The following is a 25146-nucleotide window of genomic DNA, read 5'->3' on the forward strand; positions in this document are numbered from 1 at the left end:
TCAGCCGTAGCGGCGGTGCTCGACGCCGAACTCGTCGGCCACCGTGGCGGCCAGCTCCACATACGCCCGCTTGGTGGACTTGTGCAGGCGGTGCAGGTCGATCTCGGCGCCCTCGGACAGGTGCTCGTCGAACGGGATGATGTGCACCGCCCGGCAGCGCGACAGGAAGTACTCGCGCAGCTGCTGCACGCCGACGTTGGGTGAACCCTCGCGCGGCAGATTGATCACCACCACCGCGTTGCGGACCAGATGGTCGTGCCCGTGCAGGGACAGCCAGTCCAGGGTCGCGGCCGCACTGCGCGCACCGTCGATCGCCGCCGAGGAGATCAGCACCAGCGAATGCGCGAGGTCGAGGACCCCGCTCATCGCCGAGTGCATCAAGCCGGTGCCGCAGTCGGTGAGGATGATGTTGTAGAACCGCTGCAGGATCCGGGCCACCGCCCGGTACTCCTCGTCGTTGAACGATTCCGACGCCGCCGGATCACGTTCGCTGGCAAGCACTTCCAGCCTGCTCGAACTCTGCGAGGTGTGCCTGCGGACATCGGAGTACCGCTCGATCGCCGGATCGAGCAGCAGATCGCGCACGGTGGAGCGGGTCTGCAGCGACACCCGCTGGGACAGCGTCCCGAAGTCGGGATTGGCGTCGACCGCGATCACCCGGTCACCGCGGATCGAGGCGAAGATCGAACCGAGGCCGGTGGTGGTCGTGGTCTTGCCGACGCCGCCCTTGAGCGAGAGCACCGCGATCCGGTAATCGCCGCGCACCGGCTGCCGGATCCGGGCAACGAGTTCCTGCAGCCGCCGCTCCTCGGCCGACATGCCAGGGTTGATCGCGCCACCCGAAACATGGTGCACCGCTTTACGCCAACCGCTGCCCGGCGCCTTCTTGGCCCGCTTGACCGGCACATTGTCCAGGGAGGGTGGCTGGAAGCCGTGCTGGGGCGGATGCGCGCCCCACTGGCCGTGCGGATGCTGGTATTGCTGCGCACCGCCATGGAACGGCTGCTGAGGTGGCTGGTTCCACGGTGCGGCGGTGCCATCGGGCTGAGCCCAGGTGCCGCCGGGGCGCTGAACCGGTGCCTGCGATTGCTGGTACTGCTGCCCGCCGTCGGGGTGCGGCTGCTGGGGTGGCGCACCGTCCGGCTGGTATCCGTTGGGCTGCGCCCAGGTGCCGTCCGGGCGCTGGATCGGCAGTTGCGGTGAACTCACCGGCTGCTGCGGTGCCTGGTTCCACGGTGTGGCGGTGTCGCCGGGCTGGGCCCAGGTTCCGTCGGGCGGCTGGTGCGGGCTCGGGTGCTGTGGTGCCTGCGGCTGCGCGAATTCGCCTGAGCCGTAGGTGGATTGTGGCCCCTGCCCGGGATCGGAGCCCGGCGCCTGGTTGTGGCCTGCTTGCAGGCGCGGGTCGTCGTGGTGGTATACCTCGGTGCGTCCGTCCGGAGCAGGGGTTCCCGCGCCGGGCGACGGGTCGCCGGGGACCGAGTTGTACTGCGCACCGGGCTGCGCGGGTGCCTGCGTCGCGTACGGCGACTGTGGGCCGGGCGGCACCGGACCGGTCGGTCCCGAGCTGTACGGCGAGACCTGGGACTCGCCGGTGGCATACGCGGACCGGGAATCCGGCTCAGCACCCCAGCCCTGAGTAGCCGGACTCACCGCGTGCGGCCCTCGAGCCGTCGGCGAATGCGCCTGCGCGGCAGCGTCGGTGGTCCGCGCCGCGAACCCGGCGGACGAATCGGCCGCAGCGGCATAGCCGGTCGCCCCAGCCTGCGGTGCCTCGCTCGGCATCGAGGTCTCGGCTGACCGAGTGGCCGACTGGTCCGTGCCGCCGCCCTGCTGTGGTGCGTGGCCGGGCGGGTGCAACGGATGCCGGTTCTCGCCGGTTGTGCCCATGCCGTCGGCGGGTACCTGCCCGGTGCCAGTGGCGACGGGGTCAGCCGACTCGCTCCGCGGCTCACCATCGGCAGGCGTCGCCTGAGCCGGGGCAGGACCGCCGGCGGCGCCGTCGGACGGATCGGGACGACGGCGGCGGTTCGGCATCCGGCCGTCGGCCGAATCCGATTCGGGCGCACCGATTGCCGCCGAATCGGCACCGGGGTCGCCGTGGTGTTCCGGCTCGGCGAGGCTGTGCCTGCCACCGGTCGCACGCGGCTGTGCGGCAGGCGCGGGGTCGTGTGGCGCTCGGGTGCCGGTGGATGCCCCTGGGTCTGTGGTGTTTCGCGGCGTCGGTGCGCTTGCAGACGACGCGGAGTCAACGGGAGTCGACTCCGGGTGCGCGGTGTCGATCGGGCCCGCGGCGGTGCCGGAGCTCGCCTCGGCCGCGGCGTCCGCGGGCATCGCCCACGCTCCGGCGGCAAGCTGCGGGTCCGTTGCGGCCGGGCTTGCGGCCCCACCCCGCGAGCCCGCGCCACCCTGCCGGGCTGTCTCGGCACCGGTGTTCGGCGGCGTCGGGGAAACCTCGGGACTCGGGGTGGAGTCGGCGGCCGGAGTCGGCCTGGCATCCGCCGGCGTGGTCAGCCGGGGCGGCACCTGCGACGAGTCGGCCGGACCCGGCTGCGAGCGCCCGCCCGCGACCTGGGTCACGTCCGGTCCCGCGAGCGGCGAGGCGTCTGCCGCCCCATCTGCGGTCGGCGCACGGGTCGCGTCGACGGCCGTCGGGTGGCCGGCCTGAGCGGAATCGGTGAGCGGACGGCCGGAGTCGGCCGCATCGGCAGCCGGGCGAATGGTCTGATTCGGGTCCGGGCGGTTGGCGTCGGCCGAGCCGGTGGCCTGGGCCGGATCGGTCGCCGGGCGGCTGGTGGCTGCCGGATCGGTCCTCGGGTGAGCGGTGCTGTCGGCCGGGCCGGTGGCCTGAGCCTGATCGTCGGCCGGGTGGCTGGCGTCACTAGGGCCGGTGACCGGGCGGGGAGCCTCGCCCGCCGGGCGTTGCGCGGGGGTGGTGAGGCGCGGTGGTGCCTCAGTGGGGCGTGCGGGCGGGTCCGGCAGGGGCGGTGGCGGCGGAAGGTCGGGGAGTTGCCGCCGGTTGGTGCCGAGCGGGGTGAATCCGGTGGACGGCGGTGCCGGGGTGCGTGCGGGCAGCGCCGAGCCCGATGCGGTGCTCGCTTGGGTAGTCGAGCCGGCCGAGCCCTGGCTTTGTCCCGGGTGGCCGGGCTGCTGGAACGGGGGCGCGGCGTTGCCGGTGGCCGGGAACTGCGCTGCGCCGGGGTTCGGGCGCTCATGGTCGGGCCAGGACTGATGCGGACCGGCGTCAGGTGGCGTCGACGCGGACGGTCCGGGCCGGGCATTCGACCGGTCGGCAGGGCCGGCCTGCGGGTGACCGCCGATCGGTGGGTTGCCCGCGTCGGCGCCCCAGCCGGACTGGCGGGCCTGCGGCTCGGCGGACTGCTCGGGTCCTCGGCGCCCGGACTGCTCGGCGGGGCTGGATGCCTCGCTCGGCGCGGGATCCTCGGACTTACGCCGACGGCCGCGCTTCTCCTTCTTCTCGTCGCCGCCACCACGGCCCATGAAGCGCCGCCGTTTGGGAGCCTCGTCGATCAGGTCGTCCTGCGGCAGGTTCTGGACCGGAGACTCGTATCCCGATTCTGTGACTTCGCTCTCCGACAGCCACGGCGGCAACATGGGGAGGCTGTCGTTGTTGCGGCTCACCGGTGCGCTCCGCTCACCAGGGTCCCCCGATCTGCTCGACCCACATCTGGACGCCGGTGAGTTTACGCGACAACCCCGACGCCGCGGCGGGCGGTCCGGGCGCGCGACTGCCCCGCCGCTGGGTGCGGCACGGGGCGTTTTTGCCTCCGCAGGGCCGGACCGGTAGGCTTGAGCGGCGGTGCACCCATGCGCCGACTGCTCGCATGCCAGCGAGCAGCTACGAGGCAATCCAACTCAGGTTAGAAGCATAACCGGGATCGCGGAGGATATGGCGAAGAAAGACGGGGCCATCGAGGTCGAGGGTCGAGTTGTCGAGCCGCTGCCCAATGCGATGTTCCGGATCGAGCTCGAGAACGGTCACAAGGTTCTCGCGCACATCAGCGGAAAGATGCGGCAGCACTACATTCGCATCCTTCCGGAGGACCGGGTGGTCGTCGAGCTGTCGCCGTACGACCTGTCCCGCGGCCGGATTGTCTACCGCTACAAGTGATGCCTGCCTGACGCCGCGAGCCTGACCGGCACGCGGCGTCGCATGGTGTTCCGGCCGAGGTCGGAGCGCGCTACAAGACTTCCCCAGCCGTCGGCTGGGGAAAAACTGTGTTCACGCACCTGCGTGGACCAAGGAAAAGATTGGACGGACGTGAAGGTTCAGCCGAGCGTCAAGAAGATCTGCGAGAAGTGCAAGGTGATCCGCCGTAACGGCCGGGTCATGGTGATCTGCGACAACCTGCGCCACAAGCAGCGTCAGGGCTGATCCAGCAGCACCACCGGGCACCGATCGTCTGATCGGACTGACCGAAAAAGAAGAACTCCCAGCTCCAGCACGCACGCACGCGGTGCGCGCCAACCACCGGTACGGAGGCCGGTGCCCCCACCTCAAGACGGGGGGACGGACAGGGAGCAGACCTCCGCAACCATTAAGGAACCTGCCACATGGCACGTCTGATGGGCGTCGATCTCCCGCGCGAGAAGCGCATGGAGATCGCGTTGACCTACATCTTCGGAATCGGGCGCACCCGCGCCACCGAGATCCTGGCTCAGACCGGCGTCAGCCCGGACCTGCGCTCGAAGGATCTCAGCGACGACGACCTGACCAAGCTCCGCGACTACATCGAGGCCTCGGAGTTCAAGGTCGAAGGTGACCTGCGCCGCGAGGTCCAGGCCGATATTCGCCGCAAGATCGAGATCGGCTGCTACCAGGGCATCCGCCACCGTCGTGGCCTGCCCGTGCGTGGTCAGCGCACCAAGACCAACGCGCGTACGCGCAAGGGTCCGAAGAAGACCGTCGCCGGCAAGAAGAAGTAGGGATAGCGTATGCCTCCGAAGAGCCGGGCCGCTGGCCCGAAGAAGTCTCAGAAGTCGCGTCGCCGGGATAAGAAGAACATCCCGCACGGCCACGCGCACATCAAGAGCACGTTCAACAACACGATCGTCTCGATCACCGACCCCGAGGGCAATGTCATCTCGTGGGCGTCGTCGGGTCACGTCGGCTTCAAGGGTTCGCGTAAGAGCACCCCGTTCGCCGCGCAGCTCGCCGCCGAGAACGCTGCCCGCAAGGCGCAGGAGAACGGTGTCAAGAAGGTCGACGTGTTCGTGAAGGGCCCGGGTTCGGGCCGCGAAACCGCGATCCGTTCGCTGCAGGCCGCAGGCCTGGAAGTGGGCTCGATCTCCGATGTCACCCCGCAGCCGCACAACGGCTGCCGTCCGCCCAAGCGGCGTCGCGTCTAGCGGGAAAGGATTTAGCGAAAAATGGCTCGTTATACAGGCCCCATCACCCGCAAGTCGCGTCGTCTGCGCGTCGACCTCGTCGGAGGCGACCAGGCGTTCGAGCGTCGTCCTTACCCGCCCGGCCAGCACGGCCGCGCGCGGATCAAGGAGTCCGAGTACCTGATGCAGCTGCAGGAGAAGCAGAAGGCTCGCTTCTCCTACGGCGTCATGGAGAAGCAGTTCCGCCGCTACTACGAAGAGGCCAACCGCCTCAAGGGTAAGACCGGTGACAACCTGCTCCGCCTGCTGGAGTCGCGTCTGGACAACGTCGTGTACCGCGCCGGTCTGGCCCGTACCCGCCGTCAGGCCCGTCAGCTCGTGAGCCACGGCCACTTCCTGGTCAACGGCATCAAGGTCGACGTCCCCAGCTACCAGGTCTCCCAGTACGACATCATCGATGTCAAGGAGAAGTCGCTGCCGACTCTGCCGTTCCAGGTCGCGCGTGAGACCGTCGGCGAGCGTCCGGTTCCCGGCTGGCTGCAGGTCGTCCCCGGCCGCCTGCGGATCCTGGTGCACCAGCTCCCCGAGCGTGCCCAGATCGATGTGCCGCTCCAGGAACAGCTCATCGTCGAGTACTACTCGAAGTAGTCGTAACGCGGGTGGGTCGCTCCAGGGCGGCCCACCGCACGGTGAACGGCCCGTCGGAATACGGCCGTTCGCAATCACTGATTAGGCGTCAAATAGCGGACGCCCTGACAGGAAGTAGATCCTCATGCTGATTTCCCAGCGTCCGACACTGACCGAAGAGGTTGTGGCGGAGAACCGCTCGAAGTTCACCATCGAACCGCTCGAGCCGGGCTTCGGTTACACCCTCGGCAACTCGCTGCGGCGTACCCTGCTGTCCTCCATCCCGGGGGCCGCGGTCACGAGCATCCGCATCGACGGTGTCCTGCACGAGTTCACCACCGTTCCCGGTGTGAAGGAAGACGTCACCGACATCATCCTGAACCTCAAGGGTCTGGTCGTGTCCTCCGAAGAGGACGAGCCGGTCACCATGTACGTGCGCAAGCAGGGCCCTGGCACCGTCACCGCCGGTGACATCGTGCCGCCCGCCGGCGTCGTCGTGCACAACCCGGACATGCACATCGCCACCCTGAACGACAAGGGCAAGCTCGAGATCGAGCTCGTCGTCGAGCGGGGCCGCGGTTACGTGCCCGCCGTGCAGAACAAGGCGACCGGCGCGGAAATCGGCCGGATCCCGGTGGATTCGATCTACTCCCCGGTGCTCAAGGTGACCTACAAGGTCGAGGCCACCCGTGTCGAGCAGCGCACCGACTTCGACCGTCTCATCCTCGACGTGGAGACCAAGAACTCCATCACGGCGCGGGACGCGCTGGCTTCGGCCGGTAAGACCCTGGTCGAGCTCTTCGGGCTGGCCCGCGAGCTCAACGTCGAAGCAGAGGGCATCGAGATCGGCCCGAGCCCGGCCGAGGCGGATCACATCGCCTCCTTCGGGCTGCCGATCGAGGACCTGGACCTCACCGTCCGGTCCTACAACTGCCTCAAGCGCGAGGGTGTGCACACGGTGGGTGAGCTGGTCGCCCGCACCGAGTCGGACCTGCTGGACATCCGCAACTTCGGCCAGAAGTCCATCGACGAGGTCAAGGTCAAGCTGCACGCGCTCGGCCTCTCGCTGAAGGACTCGCCCGCCTCGTTCGACCCGTCCTCCGTGGTGGGTTACGACGCGAGCACCGGCACCTGGAGCGACTCCGGCACTTTCAGTGACACCGACGGCGGCGAGCAGGACTACGCCGAGACCGAACAGCTCTAGGTCTTCGGGGGGCACCCCGGTAGACCTTCCTCAAGGAGAATCCAATGCCTAAGCCCAAGAAGGGTGCCCGCTTCGGCGGGTCGGCGTCGCACCAGAAGGCGATCTTCGCCAACCTGGCCACGGCGCTTTTCGAGCACGGTCGCATCACGACCACCGAGGCCAAGGCCAAGGCGGTGCGCCCCTACGCCGAGAAGATCATCACCAAGGCGAAGGGCGGCACCCTGGCCGACCGTCGCGAGGTGCTGAAGGTCATCCGCAACAAGGACGTCGTGCACGCCCTGTTCGCGGAGATCGGCCCCTCGTTCGAGGGCCGCAACGGTGGCTACACCCGCATCACCAAGGCGCTGCCGCGCAAGGGTGACAATGCCCCGATGGCGATCATCGAGCTGGTCCGCGAGAAGACCGTGACCAACGAGGCCGACCGGGCTCGTCGCGTCGCCGCGTCGCAGAAGGCCGAGGCCGCCCCGGCCGCCGAGGCCGAGGAGACCGTCGTCGAGGAGACCGTGGCCGACGCCCCGGCCGCCGACGAGGCCACCGAGGACAAGAAGGACGCCTGATCCGCTCAGGGCCCGAAGGCGCCAGCCTGCGTAACCACGTAGGGCCGCGAGGATCAGGCGAGTCGAGCACGGCCTGATCTTCGGGAGTTCTGCCGAGCCCGTCACCCCGCGTGGGGTGGCGGGCTCGGTGCTTTTGCCAGTGAGAACGGAGGATGCGATGGACGACACCGCGGCGACCCGGGTGCGGCTCGGGATCAGCTACGACGGCACCGACTTCACCGGCTGGGCCCGCCAGCCCGGCCTGCGCACCGTGCAGGGGACGCTGGAGGAATCGCTGTCGAAGGTGTTCCGCGAGACGATCCAGCTCACCGTCGCCGGCCGCACCGATGCCGGTGTGCACGCCGAGGGGCAGGTCGCGCACTTCGACACCACCGGCGAGCTCGATGCCGACAAGCTGCTGCACCGGATGGCGCGCTTCCTGCCCAAGGACGTGCGCATCACCGAGGTGACGGTCGCGCCCCCTGATTTCGACGCACGCTTCTCCGCGATCCGCCGCCATTACGTCTACCGCCTGACGACCGCCCGCTACGGCGCCGAGCCGCTCCGGGCCCGCAGTGTCGTCGCGGCCAAGCCCGGACTCGACCTCGCCGCGATGCGCGCCGCGTCGCGGGAACTGCTCGGCCTGCACGACTTCGCGGCGTTCTGCCGCCGCCGCGAAGGCGCGACCACGGTGCGCGAACTGCAGCGGTTCGATTGGGAGCGCCAGGGCGACCTCCTGAACGCGCACGTGAGCGCCGACGCGTTCTGCTGGTCGATGGTGCGCAGCCTGGTCGGCGCCGTGCTCGCGGTGGGGGAGGGCCGCCGGACGCCGGAGTGGGTGGCGAGCCTGCTCACCGAGACCGAGCGGTCCAGTTCGGTCACCGTCGCTCCGGCGCACGGCTTGAGCCTGGTGCGCGTCGACTACCCGGCTGACGCCGATCTCGCCGCGCGCAATGTCCAGACCAGGGAGACCCGGACGCTGCCCGCGGCCGGGTGCTGTGGCGGGTAGGCGGTCCCGGCCTCGCGCTTGGCGAACACTTTTCCGCCAATCGGTCACACAGGCGTGCCTTCGAGCGATTGGTGTGTGCTCAACGCGGTGTCGGCGGACCTCGGCAAGCCGCGCTGCTGAGAGTTAGCGTCCCTCGCCTGGTCGGCGAGGATACGATGGCCGGAGTCGACCTCAGCGTGAAAGCCGGGCAGATGACAGGTGATTCTGGTGGCCGTATCCCGCTCCTGCGGCGAGTTGCCGTGTCCTTGCTGGTGGCCGCGGCAGCGTTGCTCATGCTGCTCGCTGTCGTCGCCGTGGTGCTGCGGTCCCAGCTGCTCGACACCGACAACTATGTCGCGACGATGGCCCCGCTCGCCGACGATCCAGCGGTGCAGTCCGCCGTCGCGGACGCGCTGACGGAGGCGGTGCTGGCGAGGGTCGACGTCGCCGGGGCCGCCGCTGACCTCGGCGCGGCGATCGAGAATCCGTCCGAACGCAATCCACTCGTCGCGCTCACACTGCGCAATCTGTCCTCGGTCCTCGGTACCTACACCGAAGAGCTGGCTGCCGACGCCGCGGCCACCCTCGTCCACAGCGACGCGTTCTCGCGCACCTGGGTGATCGCGAACCGACAGGCACACCGCGGGGTCGTCACGGTGCTCACCGGCGGGGAGGGTGGGGTGGTGCGGACGGATTCGCCCGGCGTCGTGACGATCTCCCTCGATCCGATGCTCGCTGAGATCGGTGACGAACTCGACAGTCGCGGATTCGTGCTCCCCGACCGCGAATTCGAGCTCGGCACCGAGTTCGTGCTGTTCGAGTCACCGGAGCTGGCGAAGGCTCAACGTGCTGTGCGCCTGCTCGATCAGGGGGCCATCGCCGTGACGCTCGCGGCTGTCGGCTGCGCCATCGGCGCGGTTCTGCTGGCGGGCAGTGGATTTCGGCGACGGGCCGTGCTCGCGGTCGGGGCCGGTGTGCTGCTGGCGATGGGTTTACTCGGGGTGGTGCTGTTAGTCGCCCGGATGGTGTATCTCGACCGGGTGCGAATGCGCGATGACGTCGCCGCCGCGGTGTTCGGCACGATAGCGCACCCCTTCTGGGTGGCACTGTGGGTGACGGCGGCCTTCGGCGTGTTGCTCGTCGCGGTGGCCTATGTCGCCGGGCCTTCGGTGCGGGCGGTGCGAGTGCGGGCGACGGCGCGACAGGTGCTCGCGCGAATTCGCCGATAGCCCAATGCCGTTCTCGTGCGGGTGCGTGAAAGTTGCTGGACGACACCCGGTTCCGGTGAACTGTATCGTGCCCGCGGCGACAGTGTCCGCGCGGAGTGCCCGGCGTGATGTCGAACCCGAAGCGGTAGCTGGAGCTGTCGGGTGGGTACCTCTGTCGTGCTGACGGACCGTGACCGCGACCGCGCCACGCCGGTGTCGCTGGTGAGGAGCGTCACAGGTGTGCGAGTGGGATCGGCGCCGAATCACCGGTAGCCGCAGGTCCGGATTGAATATTCAAGATGGGCTCTCGTTTTTTACTACGGTTTTGGTGGAAAACCCGCGGTCGATCTGGCAGGCTCGAACACCAAGTGACGGGCGAATCCAGGGACGCCCTGGGTTTGCTGGTCTGCGGTAGGAAGGTGGGGTGGGTGGCGTGGAGGCGTCGGATCCGCTTGTCGAACTGACCTTGACGGACAGCCCGGAGTTGCCGGTGGGCGAGGCCTTCGCGCAGTGGGAGTCCTTTCTTTCGGAAAGTTATGTTCCGCTCGCCGTCGAACCTGGACAGGAGCGGCCGTTCCACGGCCGGATCGTGCGCGGCGGCGCGATGCCCGGCTTCGAATTGTCGACGGTCGGCGGGAGCGCCCAGCGGGTTCGGCGCACCAGGAGCGGCATCGCCGACACCGACGGAGAGTTCCTCTTCGTCAGCATCCTCACCGCCGGTTTCGGCCGGATGCACCAGGACGGGCGCATCGGCGTGGTGCGCCCGGGCGACATGGTCTTCTACGACACCACCCGCACCTACCACTGGGATCTCGAGGGCTCGTGGGAGCAGGTCGTCGCGCGCGTCCCGCTCGACCTTCTCGACGAGCACCTCTCGATTGATCGCGCCGCGCTGCCGACCGCGACGACGATCCCGGCCGGGAGCGCGGGCGGGGTGGTCGCCGCGTTCTTCCGCGACCTGGCCCGCATTCAGCGGTCCGCGCCCGCCGATGCCGCGGTGCTGGCGGGCAGCGGCGTGAAGCTGGTGGCGTCGGTGATCGCCCTGGCCGGTGGCGAGCGTCCGTCCGGTCAGTCGGCGCAGGCGCTGACCCGCGAACAGGTGCTGTCCTATATGCGCACGAACTGCGGCGATCCCGGGCTGACAGTGGACTCGATCGCCCATGCGTGTCTGATGTCACGGCGCAGCCTCTACCGGCTGTTCGACGAGCAGGGCGAGGGGCTGAGCACGGTTTTGCGGCGCATGCGGATCGAACGGGCGAAGAGCATGCTGGCCCTCGATACCCAGCGTCCAGCGGCCGCCATCGCACACGCCTCCGGGTTCGCGTCCGAGCGCCACTTCTTCCGTGCCTTCCGGGTCGCGACCGGCATGACGCCCGGCGAGTACCGGCTCGGCGCCACCGCGAGAACGGATCGGGGCGCACCCGATCGTCACTCGGCCTGATGGCTCGACGCCGATGACCGAGCACACCACGATCACCGTGCGCGCCAGCCCCGGCCAGCCGCCCGGCCAGGCGGTCGAGCAGTGGGAAGCGCTGCTGAGCGACACCTACATCCCCCTCGCCGTCGCGCCGGCAACGATCGAGGGTTTCGGCGGGCGGATCGCCGCGACCGAGTTCGACGGCCTGCTCGTCACCTCGGTGCAGACGGCCGCCCAGACCGTGCGCCGCACCCCGCGGCTGATCGCGGCCGCCGATGACCGCTACATCCTGGCCAGCATGTACGTCGCGGGCCGTGGCATCCTGCACCAGGACGGCCGGGCCGCGCACGTGGAAGTGGGGAGCATGGTGTTCTACGACAGCACCCGGCCCTATCGCTGGGAGATCGACGAACCGGTCGACAAGGTCGTGGTACAGGTGCCGATCGATACGCTCGAGGCGGCGGGAGTGCCGATGAGCCGGGTTCCGTCGGCGATCGCCCTCGGCCCCGACCATCCCGCCTCGGCGGTGGGCACCTACTTCTGTGGCCTTGCCCGCGTGCAGCAGGCCGACCCCGTCGTCGCCGAACTGGCCGGGCACGGCATCGGCATGCTGGCGTCGGCGCTGTCGCTGGCTGCCGGTTCGGTGCCGCGCGGGCCCGGCGCCGACGAGCTCACCAGGGCGAGGATCATCGCGTTCATGCGGCGCCGCTTCGCCGACGCCGACCTCACCGTCGACGCGCTCGCACACCGCTTCGCCATTTCGCGCCGCACTCTCTATCGTCTCTTCGAAGGCGAGGAAAGCCCAGCGCGTCGGCTGCTGCGGATGCGGCTCGACCACGCCTGCCAGCTGTTGCGCGAGGGTGGAATGCGGATCGAGGAGGTGGCCGCGGCCGCCGGATTCAGCGCGGAGCGCCATTTCTACCGTGCCTTCCGCGCCGAATTCGGGATGGCGCCCGGCGAATATTCGCATCGGGCTATCCGATTTGGCACAGATAGTCAGTTGCCTGGCACGGCATGACAGTTTGCCCCGCTGTGATCTGCGAGAGAGTGAATCGAACACTCTTCACCGATCAGCGACAAGGGGACGATGATGGGTCCGGTACGCGTTGCCGCCGTGCAAGCAGAGCCGAAGTGGCTGAATCTGTCCGCGGGAGTCGAACAGGTCATCGGCTACATCGATGAAGCCGCGGATGGTGGTGCGCAGCTGGTCGCCTTCCCCGAGACTTTCCTGCCCGGATTCCCGTGGTGGATGTGGCTCAATTCGGTCGACTGGGGTGAGGAGTTCCTGGCGCGCTACCTGACCAACGCGCTCACCGCCGAAGGACCGGAGCTACGGGCCATCGCCTACGCCGCGCGCCGGAAGGGCGTTCACGTGTCCCTCGGCTTCGCGGAGCGGGCGGGCGGCGATGTCTTCATGTCGCAGGCCATCGTCGATGTCGACGGTACGATCGCGATCGCCCGCAAGGCCGAACCCACCGGCCTCGAACGCACCGTCTTCGCCACCGCCACCGAGGAGCGGCTGCTCGTCCGCGATACCGCCCTCGGCCGCGTCGGTGTGCTCGGCGGCGCCGACCACATGCGCCCTTCCGTGCGGACCCGCATGCACGAGGTACGCGAACAGATCCATATCGCCGCCTGGTCGGGGTTCACCGTGTACTACGGCGAGGGCAAGGAGTGGGGTCCCGAGCTCAACACCGCGGCCAGCGTGCGATACGCGATGGACGGTGCCACCCACGTGATCGCCCCGGTCGCCGTGGTGCCGGTCGCGGGCTGGGAGGTCGTCGACGCCCGCCTGCCCGACCGCAGACTGCTGCGCGGTGGTGGCGGCGTCTCCCGGATCTTCGGCCCTGGTGGCCTCGAGCTGGCCACGCCCCTGCTCGAAGGAGAGGAAGGGCTCCTGTTCGCCGACCTCGAGACGAACCGTGCGATTCGCCCCATGCCGAAGCCGCGCGCTGCCGAATGCCGGACACCGAGCGGACGGATCGCACGTCGGGAGCCGGTGCGGACGTGAGCTCCGGTTCACAGGAGCCGTGAAAGAGGTTCTTCGGCCGCGCCACTTCCGGCGAGATCGCCGCCGACTGCATCTGACGACCCTGACCGGAACGAACCACGAGTTTCGGCGCTCGCGGCGGCATATCGCCGAGTCCGCCGACGAGTACCTGCTGGCCGGCATCCAGATCGAGGGCCGTGCCCGGCTGCATCAGGACGGTCGCTCGGCGCTGGTCCTGCCCGGCGAGATGACCTTCTTCGACACCTCGCGGCCCTATCGCTGGACCGACTGCGCACGGTTCGACATGGTGACCGTGCAGGTGCCGATCCGGGTGCTGCGCGAGTTAGCCGGGTTGGGCAGGCTCGCGCTGCCGACGGCAGTGACGCTCCCGGCGACCGGTTCGGCCGCCGTGGTTGCGAACTTCTTCCGTGACCTGGGGCGGATCCGGCTGACGGTACCGTCACATGTCGACCTGCTCGGGCGCGGTGCCGCTCGACCTGTTCGGTTCCGCCGTGCTGCTGGCCGCGGGAGCACGACCGGTCGACACGCCCGCCGAGACCCTCGGCCGCGAGCAGGTCCTGGCCTTCCTGCGCGACCACTGCACCAATCCCGAGCTGACCATCGACGATGTCGCTCGCGCCTGTCTGCTGTCGCGGCGCAGTCTGTTCCGCCTGTTCGACGGCCCGGGCGACAGTCTGGGCACCACGCTGCGCTAACTACGGGTACGGCACGCGAAGACCCTGCTGACCCGGGACGACACGCTGTCGCTGACCACCGTCGCCATCCGCTCCGGATTCACCACCGAACGCCATTTCTACCGCGTCTTCCAGCAGGAAACCGGGATGACGCCGGGGGAGTTCCGCGATCGGAGCTGATCCTGGCACGGATTGTCAGTGGCCTGGCACTTCAGGACTGCACCCGGCCGCTTCGGCTGGGCGACACTGGTTCTCAGCGATCGGTTGAGTACGAGGAGCGGTCACCATGGCGGTTCGGATTCGGGTGGCCGCCGTGCAGGCCGAGCCCGCGTGGTTACAGCGTGAGGTCGGCCTGGAGCAGACGCTCGGGCTCATCGACGAGGCCGCGGCGGGTGGTGCGCGGCTGGTGGCATTCCCGGAGACGTTCCTGCCCGGTTATCCGTGGTGGTTGTGGCTGAACGCGGTGGACTGGGGGAGCGAGTTCCGCAGCCGGTACCTGGCCAACGCTGTGACCAGGGACGGGGTGGAACTGCGCACGATCGTGCACGCGGCGAGGCGCACCGGGATGTGGGTGTCGCTCGGGTTCGCCGAGCGCGAGGGCGCGACGGTGTACATGGCGCAGGCGCTGGTCGGGCCCGACGGGCAGGTGGAGATCTCGCGCAAGCTCGCACCGACGGCGCTCGAACGCGAAGTGTTCGCCGCGGGCACCGAGGCGCCGTTGGTGCACGAGACCGAGCTCGGCCGCATCGGCGTCCTCGGCGGCGCCGACCACCTCAGCGCCGACCGGCGGGTGGATTTGTGGTGGGAGCAGATCCACATCGCCGCGTGGTCGGGGTTCACGGTGTATCACGAGGTCGGTGACGACACCGTGACGGCTGTGAACAGCACTCTGAGCGCCGATTACGCGCGCGGCAATCGGGTCGTGGTGATCGCGCCGACGGCGCTGGTCCCGATGACGGGCTGGGAGGTCGTCGACGCGCGTTCGCCGGAATACCGGCTGCTCAGTGGCGGCGGCGGGGTCGCGAGAATCCTCGGCCCCGACGGGCATGACGTCGTGGCGCCTCTGCCTGCCGGAACCTCGGGGTTGCTGTTCGCCGACATCGATCTCGGTGACGACGACTGGACCGGCGACCTCAGGAACGAACCAGGCGGGCGATCGCGTCGGTCGCCTCTTTGATCTTGGCCTCGGCCTCCGGCCCGCCCGCTACCGCGGCGTCGACCACGCAGTGGCTGATGTGGTCTTCCAGCAGGCCCATCGCCACGGCCTGCAGCGCCTTGGTCATCGCGGAGACCTGGGTGAGGATGTCGATGCAGTACTTCTCGTCTTCGACCATCCGCTGCAGGCCCCTGGCCTGCCCCTCGATGCGGCGCAGGCGCTTGAGGTAGTCGTCCTTGGCTGTGATGTAGCCGTGGCTCGCGTTGTCCGTGTGGCACGCTTGCTCGTCGCCGGTGGTGTCTGGGGTCGATGCTGTCACCGTTGGTCTCCTCGCCGGAATCGCGCGCGTGCTGCGAACTGATACCCCCCTAGGGTACAGCTTCCGGCCTGGATTGTCAGCTGAGGCGATCCCGGTGCTGCACGCGGCCCGGCCGGACGGGAGAATCAATCCTATGAGGTTGAACGCGCGCCCCGCACTCGCCGTCATCGGCGGCAGCGGCTTCTATGACTTCTTCGACAACGACGCCACCCACGTCGAGGTCGACACACCGTACGGCGCGCCCAGTGCGCCCGTCGCGGTCGGTGAGGTCGACGGGCGCGCGGTGGCCTTCCTGCCCCGCCACGGAAAACAGCACGAATTCGCCCCGCACACCCTGCCCTACCAGGCCAATATGTGGGCGCTGCGCTCGCTCGGCGTGCGCCGGGTGTTCGCGCCGTGCGCGGTCGGCAGCCTGCGGGCCGACTGGGGTCCCGGCACCGTCGCCGTGCCGGATCAGCTGGTCGACCGCACCTCGGGTCGCCCGCAGACCTACTTCGACGGCGGCGGTGTGCACGTGTCCTTCGCCGACCCCTACTGCGACGAGTTGCGCACGGCCGCGGTGAAGTCGGGCGGCGGCGAGCTGCGCATGGAGGATTCCGGCACCATGGTGGTCGTGCAGGGCCCGCGGTTCTCCACCAGGGCCGAGAGCCGATGGTTCGCGGGCCAAGGCTGGGACCTGGTCAATATGACCGGTCACCCCGAGGCCGTCCTCGCTCGCGAACTCGAGATGTGCTATGCCGCAGTCGCTCTCGTCACCGATCTGGACGCGGGTCTGGAAGAGGGCGACGGTGTGCACGCGGTCGACGTGTTCGCCGAGTTCAAGAAGAACCTCGGCCCGTTCAAGGAGCTCATGCGCCGCGCGGTCGCCGCGGTCGACGGCACCGGCACCTGCGAGCGCTGCCGGGTGCACGCGGGCGTCTCGCTGCCGTTCGAACTGCCCTGATCACCCAGGCGACGGACTGATCTGCAGCTGGGCCAGCACAAACGAGGGCACGTCGCCGTCGACACCGGCGGGCAGCGGGGTCAGCTCGACGTCGGCGACCAGCCAGCCGCCGGTCTCGGCCGCCAGCCGCACCCCGCTCAACCCCGAACTCGACGCCCCGGCCAGGATCTGCGCGCGCGCCGCCGCGATCCTGGACCGGTCGTCGGGATGCGGGATCAGCCGCTCGTCCACGCCACGCCAGCGCAGGCCAGGCACCGGCTCGGTGACCCATCTGACCTGCCTGGCCTGCGCGGTGTCCAGGATGCACAGGTACAGACCCGGCTTGCTGTCGCGGAGCAGTTCCAGCGCCGCCGCCTCGAACGACTTCTGCTGCGGGGGAATGGAATCGGTGACGTCCACCGCGAGGCCACGCCAGGCGAACCGCTGCTCGCCCGCACCGTTGCGGGCGGCGACGAGCAGCGACCGCAACCCGATCGCCGAGTACACGGTGGCCACCCCGGACCACCGGCTGAGCGGCTCCGAACGGTTCAGCGCGGCAACGATCTCGAGCGCGCGATCGAACCGCTCGATGCGCTGAAACGGTTCGGCCCCGGCGTATTCGACCGGCTCCGTACCGAAATGGGGACCGAGTCCGGCGGGCCGGGAACGCACCACCCTGGTGCGGGCGTCGACCTGGAATACCCCGACCCCGAGCCGCTCGTCCGGCGGCCGCTCACCCACCCAGACCTTGACCGCATGCGGCGGTGCTCCCGGCCAGGTCACCGGTTCGGCCCGGAAACACAGTCCCGACCAGGCCTGCCGGGACTTCGGCAGGGTCCGCTCGACCGGCTGCCCGGAATCGTGCGCGGCCGCGACCAAGGGCTGCAGCGGTGTGGGGACGGCGCGCGGGTAGGACGCCCAGTCTCGCGGCGTTGTGCCCGCGGTCAGCATCGACCACGTGTCCGGTGCGCCCAGCGTCTCCACGAGCTGCCACCGTCCGATGATCACCCTTGCTGTTCCCTTCGCGATCGGCCCCACCTGCGGAAATGGGAAGAACTGGTCCATCGTGCCCGATCGGTGCGCCACCGGGTGGGGTGGGGTCGATAGGCTCGGCGGATGGAGACACCGCTGCGGTTGGAGGTCGTCGTCGCCAGTACCCGTCCCGAACGGTTCGCGCCCGTGGTGGCGGACTGGTTCCTCGGGCTGGTCGCCGCGCGGCCGGAATTCGAGGTCGGCGTGCTGGACCTGCGCGATATCGCGTTGCCGGTCGACCTCACCGGGACACCGGAGGTCGACGCGTTCCGGGCCAGGCTGGCCGCCGCCGATGCGTTCGCTGTCGTCACCTCCGAGTACAACCACGGCTATCCGGCGTCGCTGAAAACGGCGCTCGACAGCGCCAAACACGAATGGCGGGCCAAGCCGATCGGTTTCGTGTCCTACGGCGGGCTCTCCGGTGGCCTGCGCGCGGTCGAACAGTTGCGGCAGGTGGTCGCGGAACTGCACATGGTCTCGGTGCGCGAGTCGGTGAGTTTCGCCCAGGCCAAACGCCGCTTCGACGCCAACGGCGCGACCGATGATCGTGCCGCGATCGACGCGAGCGCCAGGATGCTCGGCCAGTTGGCATGGTGGGGGCGGAATCTACGCGCCGCCAGGGTCGCCGACCCCTATCCGGGCTGAGCGGTCAGACGCCCGCCATGGACCGCTGCTGCCCCCGCGGCTGTCCGATGTAGGTGGCCTCGCGCGGAATCGAGACCAGGGTGAGATTGACCCTGGTCGTTCCGGTCCGCAGTACCACCCGGTTGCCGATCGCGCCCGGCTGGAAGATCTCCAGATCGGGCCGCGAGGCGGGCCAGCCGTTCGGGTCACCGGTGAGATAGATGGTGGTGACACCGGCGTGCGGCGCGGGCGCGAGCACACCGTCGACGACGGTGGCGGTGAAACCGGCGTCGGACTGGTGGGTCTCGACGGCGATGGTGAGCCGTTCCGGATTGCCGACGGTGTTCACCAGCTGCTCCCAGGCATGCGCCCGGTCGGTGCGCACCAGGACCCGCTCGCCGACAGCGAGCGCCCGGAATACCAGCTGCTGGGCCAGATACAGCTCGCCCGCCACATAGACCGAGGAGATACCCGCGCCGATGATCCTGGCGGCGACGCCATTGCCCTCGTCGTCGGAGCCGAGTAGCTGGCCGCACCCCGCCGATGGCAGGTGCAGCGCCCCGATGACATCGATCGGGTATTCGGTGGTCGGCACCGTGTCGTCCAGGCCGGGCACCGCGATCGGCAGATGCGCGAGCAGCGCGTCGCGATGCCTGCCGTTCATCGACACCATGCCCTTGGTGTTGCTCTTGTCCGGCAGCTCCCGCGCGGTCAGCCGCCACGCGGCGCCGACGCTCACCGACTCGGCATCGCTGCCTGGGCGCAGCCGCACCGCCACCGTTGTCCCGCGCGACGGCGCGACCCACAGCTGCGCCAGCAGATCCGAGCCGAGCTGCTTGGGGTCGACCGCGCTGCCGATATTGATCGAGTTGCCGATCTCGGCGTACTTCCACCGCTGGGTCAGCGTCCGCGGATCGAGACCGGCGGTGATCTGCTGGACGGCCTTGCGGATCTCGGGCGCGGTCAGGATGCGCGCGCTGCAGTCGGCGTCCTCCAGCGTGCGCATGATCCGCTGGGTGGCGATGGTGACCGCGCGCGAAGCACCGTCGACACCGCCGCCACGGCGTTCGGTCGCGTCGGGGCAGCGCACCGCGTCGTAGCTGATCGCGAGCCAGACCGTGCGATGCGCGGTGGCGGGCAGCGGGCCGAGCAGCGATTCGTAGATCGCGCCCGCCGGCGTGCCGGAGCGGCTGCGGTGGCCGTGGCTGATGATGTCGATGCCGCTGAGCAGGATGTCGTGCTGGTTGAGGCAGGCGGCGAGTTCGGGCAGCGGGAGCAGGTGCGAGGCGTGCACGGTGGTGCGGGCGATCCTGGTGAGCCCGCCGCGCGGCGGCAGCACCTCGACCACGGTGACCACGCGGCTGCCGTCCCAGTACAGCCCGAGCGAACGGCCGTCGGTGTCGCGGAAGTCGACGGTGTCACCGAGGGTGTACTCGCGCTTGCCCGCGTAGCGGCGCAGGGTGCCGAGCCAATCGAGGATGGTTCGCTTGCCGATCGGGATCAACGGCAGCAGGGCGACAACGACAGCGATGCCGAGGGCGGGCAGCGGTCCGAGACCGGCCACCAGTGCGACCGTACCCGCGGTAAGTCCGAGCACCTGGGCGATGAGCAGCTGCGGCAGCGAGATACGTCCGAACAGCGGACGCGGACCGGCACCGGTGAACTCGGCCATTGGTTCCTCCCCCGAATGTGAACAAGTGCTGCCGGGAACTGTACTGTGTTGCCCGGACAAGAGCACTGTTCGGGGGAGGAACCATGCCTTCAAAACCCACTACGCGCTGGCAGGTCAGCGGTTACCGCTTCCTGGTGCGGCGGATGGAACACGCCCTCGTGCGCCGCGATGTGCGCATGCTGCACGATCCGATGCGCGCGCAGAGCCGGGCATACGCGGTGGGTCTGGTACTCGGCCTTGTCGTGCTCGCGGGCTGTGGCATCCTCGCGCTGCTGAAACCGCAGGACAAGATCGGCGACAGCACGATCCTGATCGGCAAGGAATCCGGCGGCGTCTACGTGGTGATCGACAATGTCGTCCACCCGGCGCTCAATATCGCCTCGGCCCGCCTCGCCGCCGGTAACGCGGCCGAGGCCGCGATCGTCAAGGAATCCGAACTCGGCAAGAAGCCGCGCGGGCAGCTGATCGGGATCCCCGGCGCCCCCACCTCGATCCTGTACGACAAGGACGGCACCGGCCGCCCGTGGTCGGTGTGCGACCAGCTCAAGTCCGACGGCAGCTCCGCCATGACCACCTCCGTGCTCGCCGGTTCGCCCGACCTCGGTGACAAGGCGTCGGAGCTGGAGCAGGGCAAGGCCATGCTCGTCCAGGGCAAGGACTCGGTCTACCTGATCTACGACAACAAGCGTGCCAGGGTGAAGCTGGACGACGCGCCGGTCGTCCAGGCGCTCGGGATCGGCGGCGTGACTCCGCGCCCCATCAGCGAGGGTCTGCTCAACGCGATCCCCGAGGTGCTGCCGATCATCACCCCGACGATCGACAACCCGGGTGGGGTGCCCACCTACAACGTGAGCGGTCACCGGATCGGCGATGTTGTCCAGGTCTTCAACGAGCCCAACCAGAACTACGTGGTGCTCCAGGACGGTCTGCAGCCGGTCTCCGCACTCACCGCGCAGATCGTCCGCAACTTCTATCCGACGGTCATGAACGGCACCACGATCCAGTCGACCGACCGCACCTACGCGCCGGCCGTGCGTAATCCGCTGAAGGTCCAGAACTACCCGAACGACCGGCCGACCCTGGTGACGGCGAACGACAAACCGGTCAGCTGCATCACCTGGAAGCCGATCGCGGGCGCCACCGACAACAACGACGCCACCGCCCGCGCCGAACTGGACGTACTGATCGGCATCGACCTGCCGATCCCGGACAACGCCAAGCTGGTGAACCTGGCCCAGGCCGACGCTTCGGGCCCGAACGCCGACACCGTCTATATCCCGCCGGCCACCGGCGCGTACGTCCAGACCACCGGTATCGAGCCCGACAGCAGGCGCAAGGACAGTCTGTTCTACATCGCCGACACCGGCGTCCGCTTCGGCATCAAGAACGCCGACGCGGTCAAGGCACTCGGCCTCGAGAGCGTGCCGGCCGAACCGGCACCGTGGCCGATCGTCGGGCTGCTCGCCGGCGGGCCGAGCCTTGGCCGTGAGGACGCCATGGTCGCCCACGACGGCATCGCACCCGACCCGTCACCGGCCAAGCAGCCGGTCGCCACGGTCAACCCGGCCGCCAACTAGGTCGGCGAGTCCCGGCCCTGCGGTTCCTGCGCTCCCCGCAGCTCGGCGACCTCGGTGCGCAGCGCGCGGACCTCATCGACCAGTTCGGTGAGCGAGCGTTCGGTGCGATCGGCGGCGTCGTCGACGGTCTTGAGCTGTTCGACGACCCAGCTGGTCATGGTGCCGATGGCGAAGGAGATCAGGCCGATACCGAGGAACATCAGCACCAGCGAGACCAGCCTGCCCTCGGCGGTCACCGGGTAGACGTCGCCGTAGCCGACGGTCGTCACCGAGACGGCCGACCACCACAGCGCGTCGCCGAAGGTCTTCACCTTGCTGTCGGGCGCGCCGTACTCCGCGTCGAAGAACGCCAGGCTCGACAGCACCACGATCAGTAACGAGGTGGTGCCGACGAAGGTCGACAGCCGGGTGCGCGGCTTCGTCACCCGGTTGAGGCCGTCGATCAGCAGCAGGGCGGCGCGGACCAGTCGCAGCGGCCGGAACGGCGGAACCAGCACCACCAGCAGGTCGAGCAGGTGGTTGCGGACGAAACGCGGCCGGGCGGTGGACAGCCGCAGCCGCACCACGTAGTCGACCGCGAAGGCCAGCCAGATGGCGATGTCGGCCCACAGCAGGGCGGTGTCGAGCCGAGGGGAGACGTCGGTGTCGAGCACCCGCCACGCGTAGATGGCGAGGAAGAACACGGCCAGCACCGTCAGCGGCAGGTTGGTGGTGCGCTCCCAGCGTTGACGGCGCGTGAGCGGGGCGCCGGTGCCGGTGGTCGTCGAAAGCATGCGGTTACCTGGGTCGAGGGGCAGATGCAGCGACGACGGTACCGCCTCGTCCCCGCCGCCGCGGTTCAGATGTCCTCGCGCACGCCCATCCGGCGGCGGATCGGGAACGAGGCCAGCATGCCGAGTACGAACAGGAAGCCGACCACGCCCGCGGCGATCAGCGACACATTCCGCGCGGTGTTGTCCGGTGCCGGTGCCGGTGCGGGCACCGCCAGCTGCACCTGCGCGGCGGGCGACGGTCGCTTGGGCGGCAACGGCCCGGTCACCTCGGCGGTGAGCGCTGCCATCGGGTCGACGCTGCCGTACCCGATGTACTGGTTCCATCCTTCGGCGGGCGCGTGCGCTGTCGCCTGGATGCGTTTCATCACTTCCTTGGCGCTCATCTCCGGGAACCGGGCCCTGACCAGCGCGACGACCCCGGAGACCAGCGGGGTGGCGAAGCTCGTGCCGCTGATCGGGTTGGTCTGTCCCTGCTGGTTGACCGTCCCGACCGCGGTGCCTGCCCCGCGCGGATTCAGCGACACCATGTTCTCGCCCGGCGCCGCGACGCTGAGCCACGGCCCGGCGACGGTGAACTTCGACGGCGCGCCGTTGGCATCGATCGAACCGACCGCGAGCACATAGTCGTCCCAGCGTGCCGGGCTCACGTTCATCTCGGTCTTGGACCACGGATCGGCGGTGGGATCGAGCGGGTCGATCACCGTATTGGCCGTCTTACATGTGTCCGAATTGCCCGCGGCGACCACCGGGACGGCGTTCTTCACCTCGACGGCGTACTGCAGTGCCGCGCCGATCGCGCCGTCGTCGACGTTGTGGGTGCCGCACCAGACCTCGGACACATTGATGACGGTGGCACCCATGTCCGCGGCACGGACGATCGCCGAGGCCATCGTCCCCAGGTTGCCGTAGCCGTCGGGGAGATCGTCCGGCGCCTTGTTCCGGTTCGCGCCTTCCTTCTGATACATCTTGCTGGTCTGGCGGATGGTGAGGATCCTGGCCTCCGGTGCGACCCCGGAGAAGCCCTGGCCGTCCACTCTGGTCGCGGCGATCAGCCCGGCGACGAAGGTGCCGTGCGCGTCGCAGTCGTCGGCGCCGTCACCGGAGTTGGCGACGAAATCGCCGCCGGCGATCATGTCGGGCAGCCGATCGTTCCTGGTCACGCCGGTATCGATGACGGCGACCAATTGCCCTGCGCCACGGGAGAATTCCCACGCGCGGTCCAGGCCGAGCGAGCGTTGCGCGTCGGGGATGGTCGGCCCGTCGCCACCGGTGGCCACGGTGGTGCACACCGCGTTCGACCCGACCTCGGTCGGTTCCGGCGGCGCGGCCGGATCGCCCGCGGGCAGTCGGCCCGGATCGACGGCGGGCGGACGGTCGGCCGCGGCGGGCGCGGCCCCGAGCCCGAACGACACACCGACACCGAGCGCCACGGCCGCCGCCGCGACGCGCAGGCTCGCGCTCACAGCCCGCGAACGAGGGAGTAGAGCTCGGTCACCCAGAACACCAGCGGCAGCACCGCGGCGACGAACCCGTACTCGAGCAGTTCGACCGCCTTGCGCATGGGCGGTGTGGCCGTCTGGTTCGGCACGATCAGGCCGAGCACCAGCGCCGCGACCAGGATCGCCAGCGCGGCACCGAACACCACCAGCGGCTGGCGCATCTCGAGCGCCACCCCGCCCAGCATGATCAGCACGATCGCCGCACCACCCGCGATGAGCACGACTGCCTGTTCGGCGCCCGCGTAGGTGCGGCTGCGGAACATCAGGACCACGGCGCAGATCAGCGCCAGCGCGATGCCGGGCCAGTACGGATCATCCGCGGCGGCGTCGACCGCGAGCAGCGCGCCGACGACGGTGACCAGCGTGGTCGCGGCGACCAGACCGGCCAGGTAGTTGCGGGCCCGCTCCGACCTGGCGCGCAGCGCGTCCAGGGTGGGCAGCGCGCGGTGGTCGTCCGGGTCGTCCTCGGTCGGGTCGATCGGGGTGCCGGGGGAGGGGACCGGCGGCAGCGGCAGTTTGGCCAGCAGCATCGACACCCGCGGCGCCAGCGCAAGCCCGAGCAGTCCGCACGCGGCAACACCGGCGCCGATCGACTTGACCGGCAGCGCGGTGAGCAGCCCGACCATCGCCGCCGGGATGGTGAACACCGACGCTGTCGCCGCCCCGATGAACAGCGCGAGGCCGACGCCGGTCACCCGCCAGGCGAGCACCGCGGTCGCGCCGAGCAGAGTGGCCCCGAGCAGCAGATGCGCCCAGCCGTAATGGTCGGGGACGAGCAGCATGCCCGCGGTGAACGCGGTCGGCAGCGCGCAGCCGCCGAGGACGAGTGCGGCCGAGGTGTCGCCGTACATCCGGCTGAGCACGGTGCCCGCGATCACGCACAGGATCGCGACGAGCAACGAGAGCGATCCGGTGACCCAGAACGGCAGCGCGTCCGGTGCGGCGAGCAGCCCGAAGCAGCCGACCAGCACCGTGATCGCGGCGAGCACCGAACCGGTGATGCGCGCGGTCCTCGGGGTCCAGCTCCGGTAGTGCTCGGCATCGGCGATGGCGACGTTGTACATGATGTCGTCGAACAGCGGAGTCGGCGCGGTGTTCGACGCGCTCTCCAGCATGAGCAGCTCGCCGTCGCGGACGTTCTGCTCGCCGAGGCTGAGCGAGTTCGAGAACGGGGGATGACCGATCCTGGCGAGGACCCACTCGGCGGGCTCGTAGCGTTCGCCCTCGTTGTCGAAGTCGTTCGACCGGCTGTGCTGAGCCACCATGTCGACCACGCTCGGGATGACGAGAGCGACCGGCACATCGACCGGAATCGCCATGTCGACCTGCGTGTGCTTGGCCAGAATCGTCACCCGGGCCAGGTCCGGTGCGCGAACGATACCGCGCGCGGAGTCCTCTTCCAGATGATCGAGTCGCGCGTGCGTCAAAACTCCCCCAACTCCGTCTCTACCTCGTGTTTCCGCCGGCCCGCTCGGACGAGGAGACAGTTTGCGGAACCCACCGTTCGGACAGCAGAATGCCTGACGAACCATACGACATGTCGGCCGCGACCTCTACACTG

The 25146-nt window shown here is 69.4% G+C and carries 24 protein-coding genes and 2 pseudogenes; 19 read left to right on the top strand and 7 right to left on the bottom strand.

Features of this window, described 5'->3' with window-relative positions; translation table 11 throughout:
* Positions 1 to 3639, bottom strand: coding sequence for a MinD/ParA family ATP-binding protein (locus ACFOW8_RS07415; RefSeq protein WP_378547354.1), 3639 nt, complete (start codon positions 3637 to 3639; stop codon positions 1 to 3).
* 268 nt (positions 3640 to 3907) lie between these two features.
* Between ACFOW8_RS07415 and infA the strand changes: the two genes are divergently transcribed.
* From infA to ACFOW8_RS07495, 16 genes and pseudogenes are all read left to right on the top strand, one after another.
* Positions 3908 to 4129: a translation initiation factor IF-1 gene (infA, locus tag ACFOW8_RS07420; RefSeq protein WP_003418601.1), complete on the top strand. Its 222-nt coding sequence runs from the start codon at positions 3908 to 3910 to the stop codon at positions 4127 to 4129.
* A 150-nt stretch (positions 4130 to 4279) separates the two neighbouring features.
* Positions 4280 to 4393 carry a 50S ribosomal protein L36 gene (gene rpmJ, locus ACFOW8_RS07425; protein ID WP_025347279.1) on the top strand — a complete coding sequence of 38 codons (114 nt, stop codon included), beginning with the start codon at positions 4280 to 4282 and terminating at the stop codon, positions 4391 to 4393.
* Positions 4394 to 4572: 179 nt separating this feature from the next.
* Positions 4573 to 4944: a 30S ribosomal protein S13 gene (rpsM, locus tag ACFOW8_RS07430; protein ID WP_019045109.1), complete on the top strand. Its 372-nt coding sequence runs from the start codon at positions 4573 to 4575 to the stop codon at positions 4942 to 4944.
* A 9-nt stretch (positions 4945 to 4953) separates the two neighbouring features.
* Positions 4954 to 5367: a 30S ribosomal protein S11 gene (gene rpsK, locus ACFOW8_RS07435; RefSeq protein WP_378547364.1), complete on the top strand. Its 414-nt coding sequence runs from the start codon at positions 4954 to 4956 to the stop codon at positions 5365 to 5367.
* A 21-nt stretch (positions 5368 to 5388) separates the two neighbouring features.
* Positions 5389 to 5994 (top strand): 30S ribosomal protein S4, encoded by a 606-nt coding sequence (gene rpsD / locus ACFOW8_RS07440; protein WP_378547367.1) that lies wholly within the window; start codon positions 5389 to 5391, stop codon positions 5992 to 5994.
* A 124-nt stretch (positions 5995 to 6118) separates the two neighbouring features.
* Complete coding sequence (locus ACFOW8_RS07445; RefSeq protein WP_022567324.1) at positions 6119 to 7177, top strand: DNA-directed RNA polymerase subunit alpha; 1059 nt, start codon at positions 6119 to 6121, stop codon at positions 7175 to 7177.
* A 44-nt stretch (positions 7178 to 7221) separates the two neighbouring features.
* Positions 7222 to 7734 carry a 50S ribosomal protein L17 gene (gene rplQ, locus ACFOW8_RS07450; protein ID WP_378547371.1) on the top strand — a complete coding sequence of 171 codons (513 nt, stop codon included), beginning with the start codon at positions 7222 to 7224 and terminating at the stop codon, positions 7732 to 7734.
* A 157-nt stretch (positions 7735 to 7891) separates the two neighbouring features.
* Positions 7892 to 8722, top strand: a complete 831-nt coding sequence (gene truA / locus ACFOW8_RS07455; RefSeq protein ID WP_378547374.1) for a tRNA pseudouridine(38-40) synthase TruA — start codon at positions 7892 to 7894, stop codon at positions 8720 to 8722.
* A 155-nt stretch (positions 8723 to 8877) separates the two neighbouring features.
* Positions 8878 to 9930: a hypothetical protein gene (locus ACFOW8_RS07460; protein WP_378547377.1), complete on the top strand. Its 1053-nt coding sequence runs from the start codon at positions 8878 to 8880 to the stop codon at positions 9928 to 9930.
* Between the two features lie 403 nt (positions 9931 to 10333).
* Complete coding sequence (locus ACFOW8_RS07465) at positions 10334 to 11350, top strand: helix-turn-helix domain-containing protein (RefSeq protein ID WP_378547380.1); 1017 nt, start codon at positions 10334 to 10336, stop codon at positions 11348 to 11350.
* 13 nt (positions 11351 to 11363) lie between these two features.
* Positions 11364 to 12344: a helix-turn-helix domain-containing protein gene (locus tag ACFOW8_RS07470; RefSeq protein WP_378547383.1), complete on the top strand. Its 981-nt coding sequence runs from the start codon at positions 11364 to 11366 to the stop codon at positions 12342 to 12344.
* A 72-nt stretch (positions 12345 to 12416) separates the two neighbouring features.
* Positions 12417 to 13337: a nitrilase-related carbon-nitrogen hydrolase gene (locus ACFOW8_RS07475; protein WP_378547386.1), complete on the top strand. Its 921-nt coding sequence runs from the start codon at positions 12417 to 12419 to the stop codon at positions 13335 to 13337.
* A gap of 19 nt (positions 13338 to 13356) precedes the next feature.
* Positions 13357 to 13743 (top strand): annotated as a pseudogene (locus ACFOW8_RS07480) (AraC-like ligand-binding domain-containing protein); the annotation flags it as partial.
* A 37-nt stretch (positions 13744 to 13780) separates the two neighbouring features.
* Positions 13781 to 14032 carry a hypothetical protein gene (locus ACFOW8_RS07485; RefSeq protein WP_378548617.1) on the top strand — a complete coding sequence of 84 codons (252 nt, stop codon included), beginning with the start codon at positions 13781 to 13783 and terminating at the stop codon, positions 14030 to 14032.
* Between the two features lie 12 nt (positions 14033 to 14044).
* A pseudogene (locus ACFOW8_RS07490) lies at positions 14045 to 14191 on the top strand (helix-turn-helix domain-containing protein); the annotation flags it as partial.
* A 106-nt stretch (positions 14192 to 14297) separates the two neighbouring features.
* A complete protein-coding gene (locus ACFOW8_RS07495; protein WP_378547389.1) occupies positions 14298 to 15188 on the top strand; it encodes a nitrilase-related carbon-nitrogen hydrolase in 891 nt (296 codons plus the stop codon).
* On the opposite strand, the gene ACFOW8_RS07500 is transcribed toward ACFOW8_RS07495, so the two are convergent.
* Positions 15145 to 15486 carry a metal-sensitive transcriptional regulator gene (locus ACFOW8_RS07500; RefSeq protein WP_378547392.1) on the bottom strand — a complete coding sequence of 114 codons (342 nt, stop codon included), beginning with the start codon at positions 15484 to 15486 and terminating at the stop codon, positions 15145 to 15147. The two genes, ACFOW8_RS07495 and ACFOW8_RS07500, sit on opposite strands and share 44 nt — an antisense overlap.
* Before the next feature lie 133 nt (positions 15487 to 15619).
* Between ACFOW8_RS07500 and ACFOW8_RS07505 the strand changes: the two genes are divergently transcribed.
* Complete coding sequence (locus tag ACFOW8_RS07505; RefSeq protein WP_378547395.1) at positions 15620 to 16429, top strand: S-methyl-5'-thioadenosine phosphorylase; 810 nt, start codon at positions 15620 to 15622, stop codon at positions 16427 to 16429.
* Here ACFOW8_RS07505 and ACFOW8_RS07510 read toward each other — a convergent pair whose 3' ends face one another.
* Complete coding sequence (locus ACFOW8_RS07510) at positions 16430 to 17416, bottom strand: GAF domain-containing protein (RefSeq protein ID WP_378547398.1); 987 nt, start codon at positions 17414 to 17416, stop codon at positions 16430 to 16432. It abuts the gene before it with no gap.
* 108 nt (positions 17417 to 17524) lie between these two features.
* Between ACFOW8_RS07510 and ACFOW8_RS07515 the strand changes: the two genes are divergently transcribed.
* Positions 17525 to 18085 (top strand): NADPH-dependent FMN reductase, encoded by a 561-nt coding sequence (locus ACFOW8_RS07515; protein WP_378547401.1) that lies wholly within the window; start codon positions 17525 to 17527, stop codon positions 18083 to 18085.
* Between the two features lie 4 nt (positions 18086 to 18089).
* On the opposite strand, the gene eccE is transcribed toward ACFOW8_RS07515, so the two are convergent.
* Entirely contained in the window at positions 18090 to 19736 is a 1647-nt protein-coding gene (gene eccE / locus ACFOW8_RS07520) for a type VII secretion protein EccE (RefSeq protein WP_378547404.1), read from the bottom strand.
* Positions 19737 to 19819: 83 nt separating this feature from the next.
* On the opposite strand from eccE, the gene eccB reads away from it, so the two are divergent.
* Complete coding sequence (gene eccB / locus ACFOW8_RS07525; protein ID WP_378547407.1) at positions 19820 to 21313, top strand: type VII secretion protein EccB; 1494 nt, start codon at positions 19820 to 19822, stop codon at positions 21311 to 21313.
* Here eccB and ACFOW8_RS07530 read toward each other — a convergent pair.
* The 3 genes from ACFOW8_RS07530 to eccD form a co-directional block, all read right to left on the bottom strand.
* On the bottom strand, positions 21310 to 22086 hold the full coding sequence (locus tag ACFOW8_RS07530) for a potassium channel family protein (RefSeq protein ID WP_378547410.1): 777 nt from the start codon (positions 22084 to 22086) through the stop codon (positions 21310 to 21312). The genes eccB and ACFOW8_RS07530 overlap by 4 nt on opposite strands.
* A 65-nt stretch (positions 22087 to 22151) precedes the next feature.
* Positions 22152 to 23549, bottom strand: a complete 1398-nt coding sequence (gene mycP / locus ACFOW8_RS07535) for a type VII secretion-associated serine protease mycosin (RefSeq protein ID WP_378547413.1) — start codon at positions 23547 to 23549, stop codon at positions 22152 to 22154.
* Positions 23546 to 25012 (bottom strand): type VII secretion integral membrane protein EccD, encoded by a 1467-nt coding sequence (gene eccD, locus ACFOW8_RS07540; protein ID WP_378547416.1) that lies wholly within the window; start codon positions 25010 to 25012, stop codon positions 23546 to 23548. The genes mycP and eccD overlap by 4 nt, the downstream gene beginning before the upstream one ends.
* Positions 25013 to 25146 lie beyond the last annotated feature (134 nt).

The sequence above is a fragment of the Nocardia rhizosphaerae genome, assembly GCF_042650365.1.
Classification (GTDB): Bacteria; Actinomycetota; Actinomycetes; order Mycobacteriales; family Mycobacteriaceae; genus Nocardia; species Nocardia rhizosphaerae.

Bases quoted from the DNA above. Each gene is read 5' to 3' on its own strand.
- ACFOW8_RS07475 (WP_378547386.1), top strand. From the start codon at position 12,417: ATGGGTCCGGTACGCGTTGCCGCCGTGCAAGCAGAGCCGAAGTGGCTG.
- ACFOW8_RS07505 (WP_378547395.1), top strand. From the start codon at position 15,620: ATGAGGTTGAACGCGCGCCCCGCACTCGCCGTCATCGGCGGCAGCGGC.
- infA (WP_003418601.1), top strand. From the start codon at position 3,908: ATGGCGAAGAAAGACGGGGCCATCGAGGTCGAGGGTCGAGTTGTCGAG.
- rpsM (WP_019045109.1), top strand. From the start codon at position 4,573: ATGGCACGTCTGATGGGCGTCGATCTCCCGCGCGAGAAGCGCATGGAG.
- truA (WP_378547374.1), top strand. From the start codon at position 7,892: ATGGACGACACCGCGGCGACCCGGGTGCGGCTCGGGATCAGCTACGAC.
- rpsK (WP_378547364.1), top strand. From the start codon at position 4,954: ATGCCTCCGAAGAGCCGGGCCGCTGGCCCGAAGAAGTCTCAGAAGTCG.
- ACFOW8_RS07485 (WP_378548617.1), top strand. From the start codon at position 13,781: ATGTCGACCTGCTCGGGCGCGGTGCCGCTCGACCTGTTCGGTTCCGCC.
- ACFOW8_RS07530 (WP_378547410.1), bottom strand. From the start codon at position 22,086: ATGCTTTCGACGACCACCGGCACCGGCGCCCCGCTCACGCGCCGTCAA.
- eccB (WP_378547407.1), top strand. From the start codon at position 19,820: ATGCCTTCAAAACCCACTACGCGCTGGCAGGTCAGCGGTTACCGCTTC.
- eccE (WP_378547404.1), bottom strand. From the start codon at position 19,736: ATGGCCGAGTTCACCGGTGCCGGTCCGCGTCCGCTGTTCGGACGTATC.
- ACFOW8_RS07445 (WP_022567324.1), top strand. From the start codon at position 6,119: ATGCTGATTTCCCAGCGTCCGACACTGACCGAAGAGGTTGTGGCGGAG.
- ACFOW8_RS07495 (WP_378547389.1), top strand. From the start codon at position 14,298: ATGGCGGTTCGGATTCGGGTGGCCGCCGTGCAGGCCGAGCCCGCGTGG.
- rpsD (WP_378547367.1), top strand. From the start codon at position 5,389: ATGGCTCGTTATACAGGCCCCATCACCCGCAAGTCGCGTCGTCTGCGC.
- ACFOW8_RS07470 (WP_378547383.1), top strand. From the start codon at position 11,364: ATGACCGAGCACACCACGATCACCGTGCGCGCCAGCCCCGGCCAGCCG.
- ACFOW8_RS07515 (WP_378547401.1), top strand. From the start codon at position 17,525: ATGGAGACACCGCTGCGGTTGGAGGTCGTCGTCGCCAGTACCCGTCCC.
- rplQ (WP_378547371.1), top strand. From the start codon at position 7,222: ATGCCTAAGCCCAAGAAGGGTGCCCGCTTCGGCGGGTCGGCGTCGCAC.
- ACFOW8_RS07460 (WP_378547377.1), top strand. From the start codon at position 8,878: ATGGCCGGAGTCGACCTCAGCGTGAAAGCCGGGCAGATGACAGGTGAT.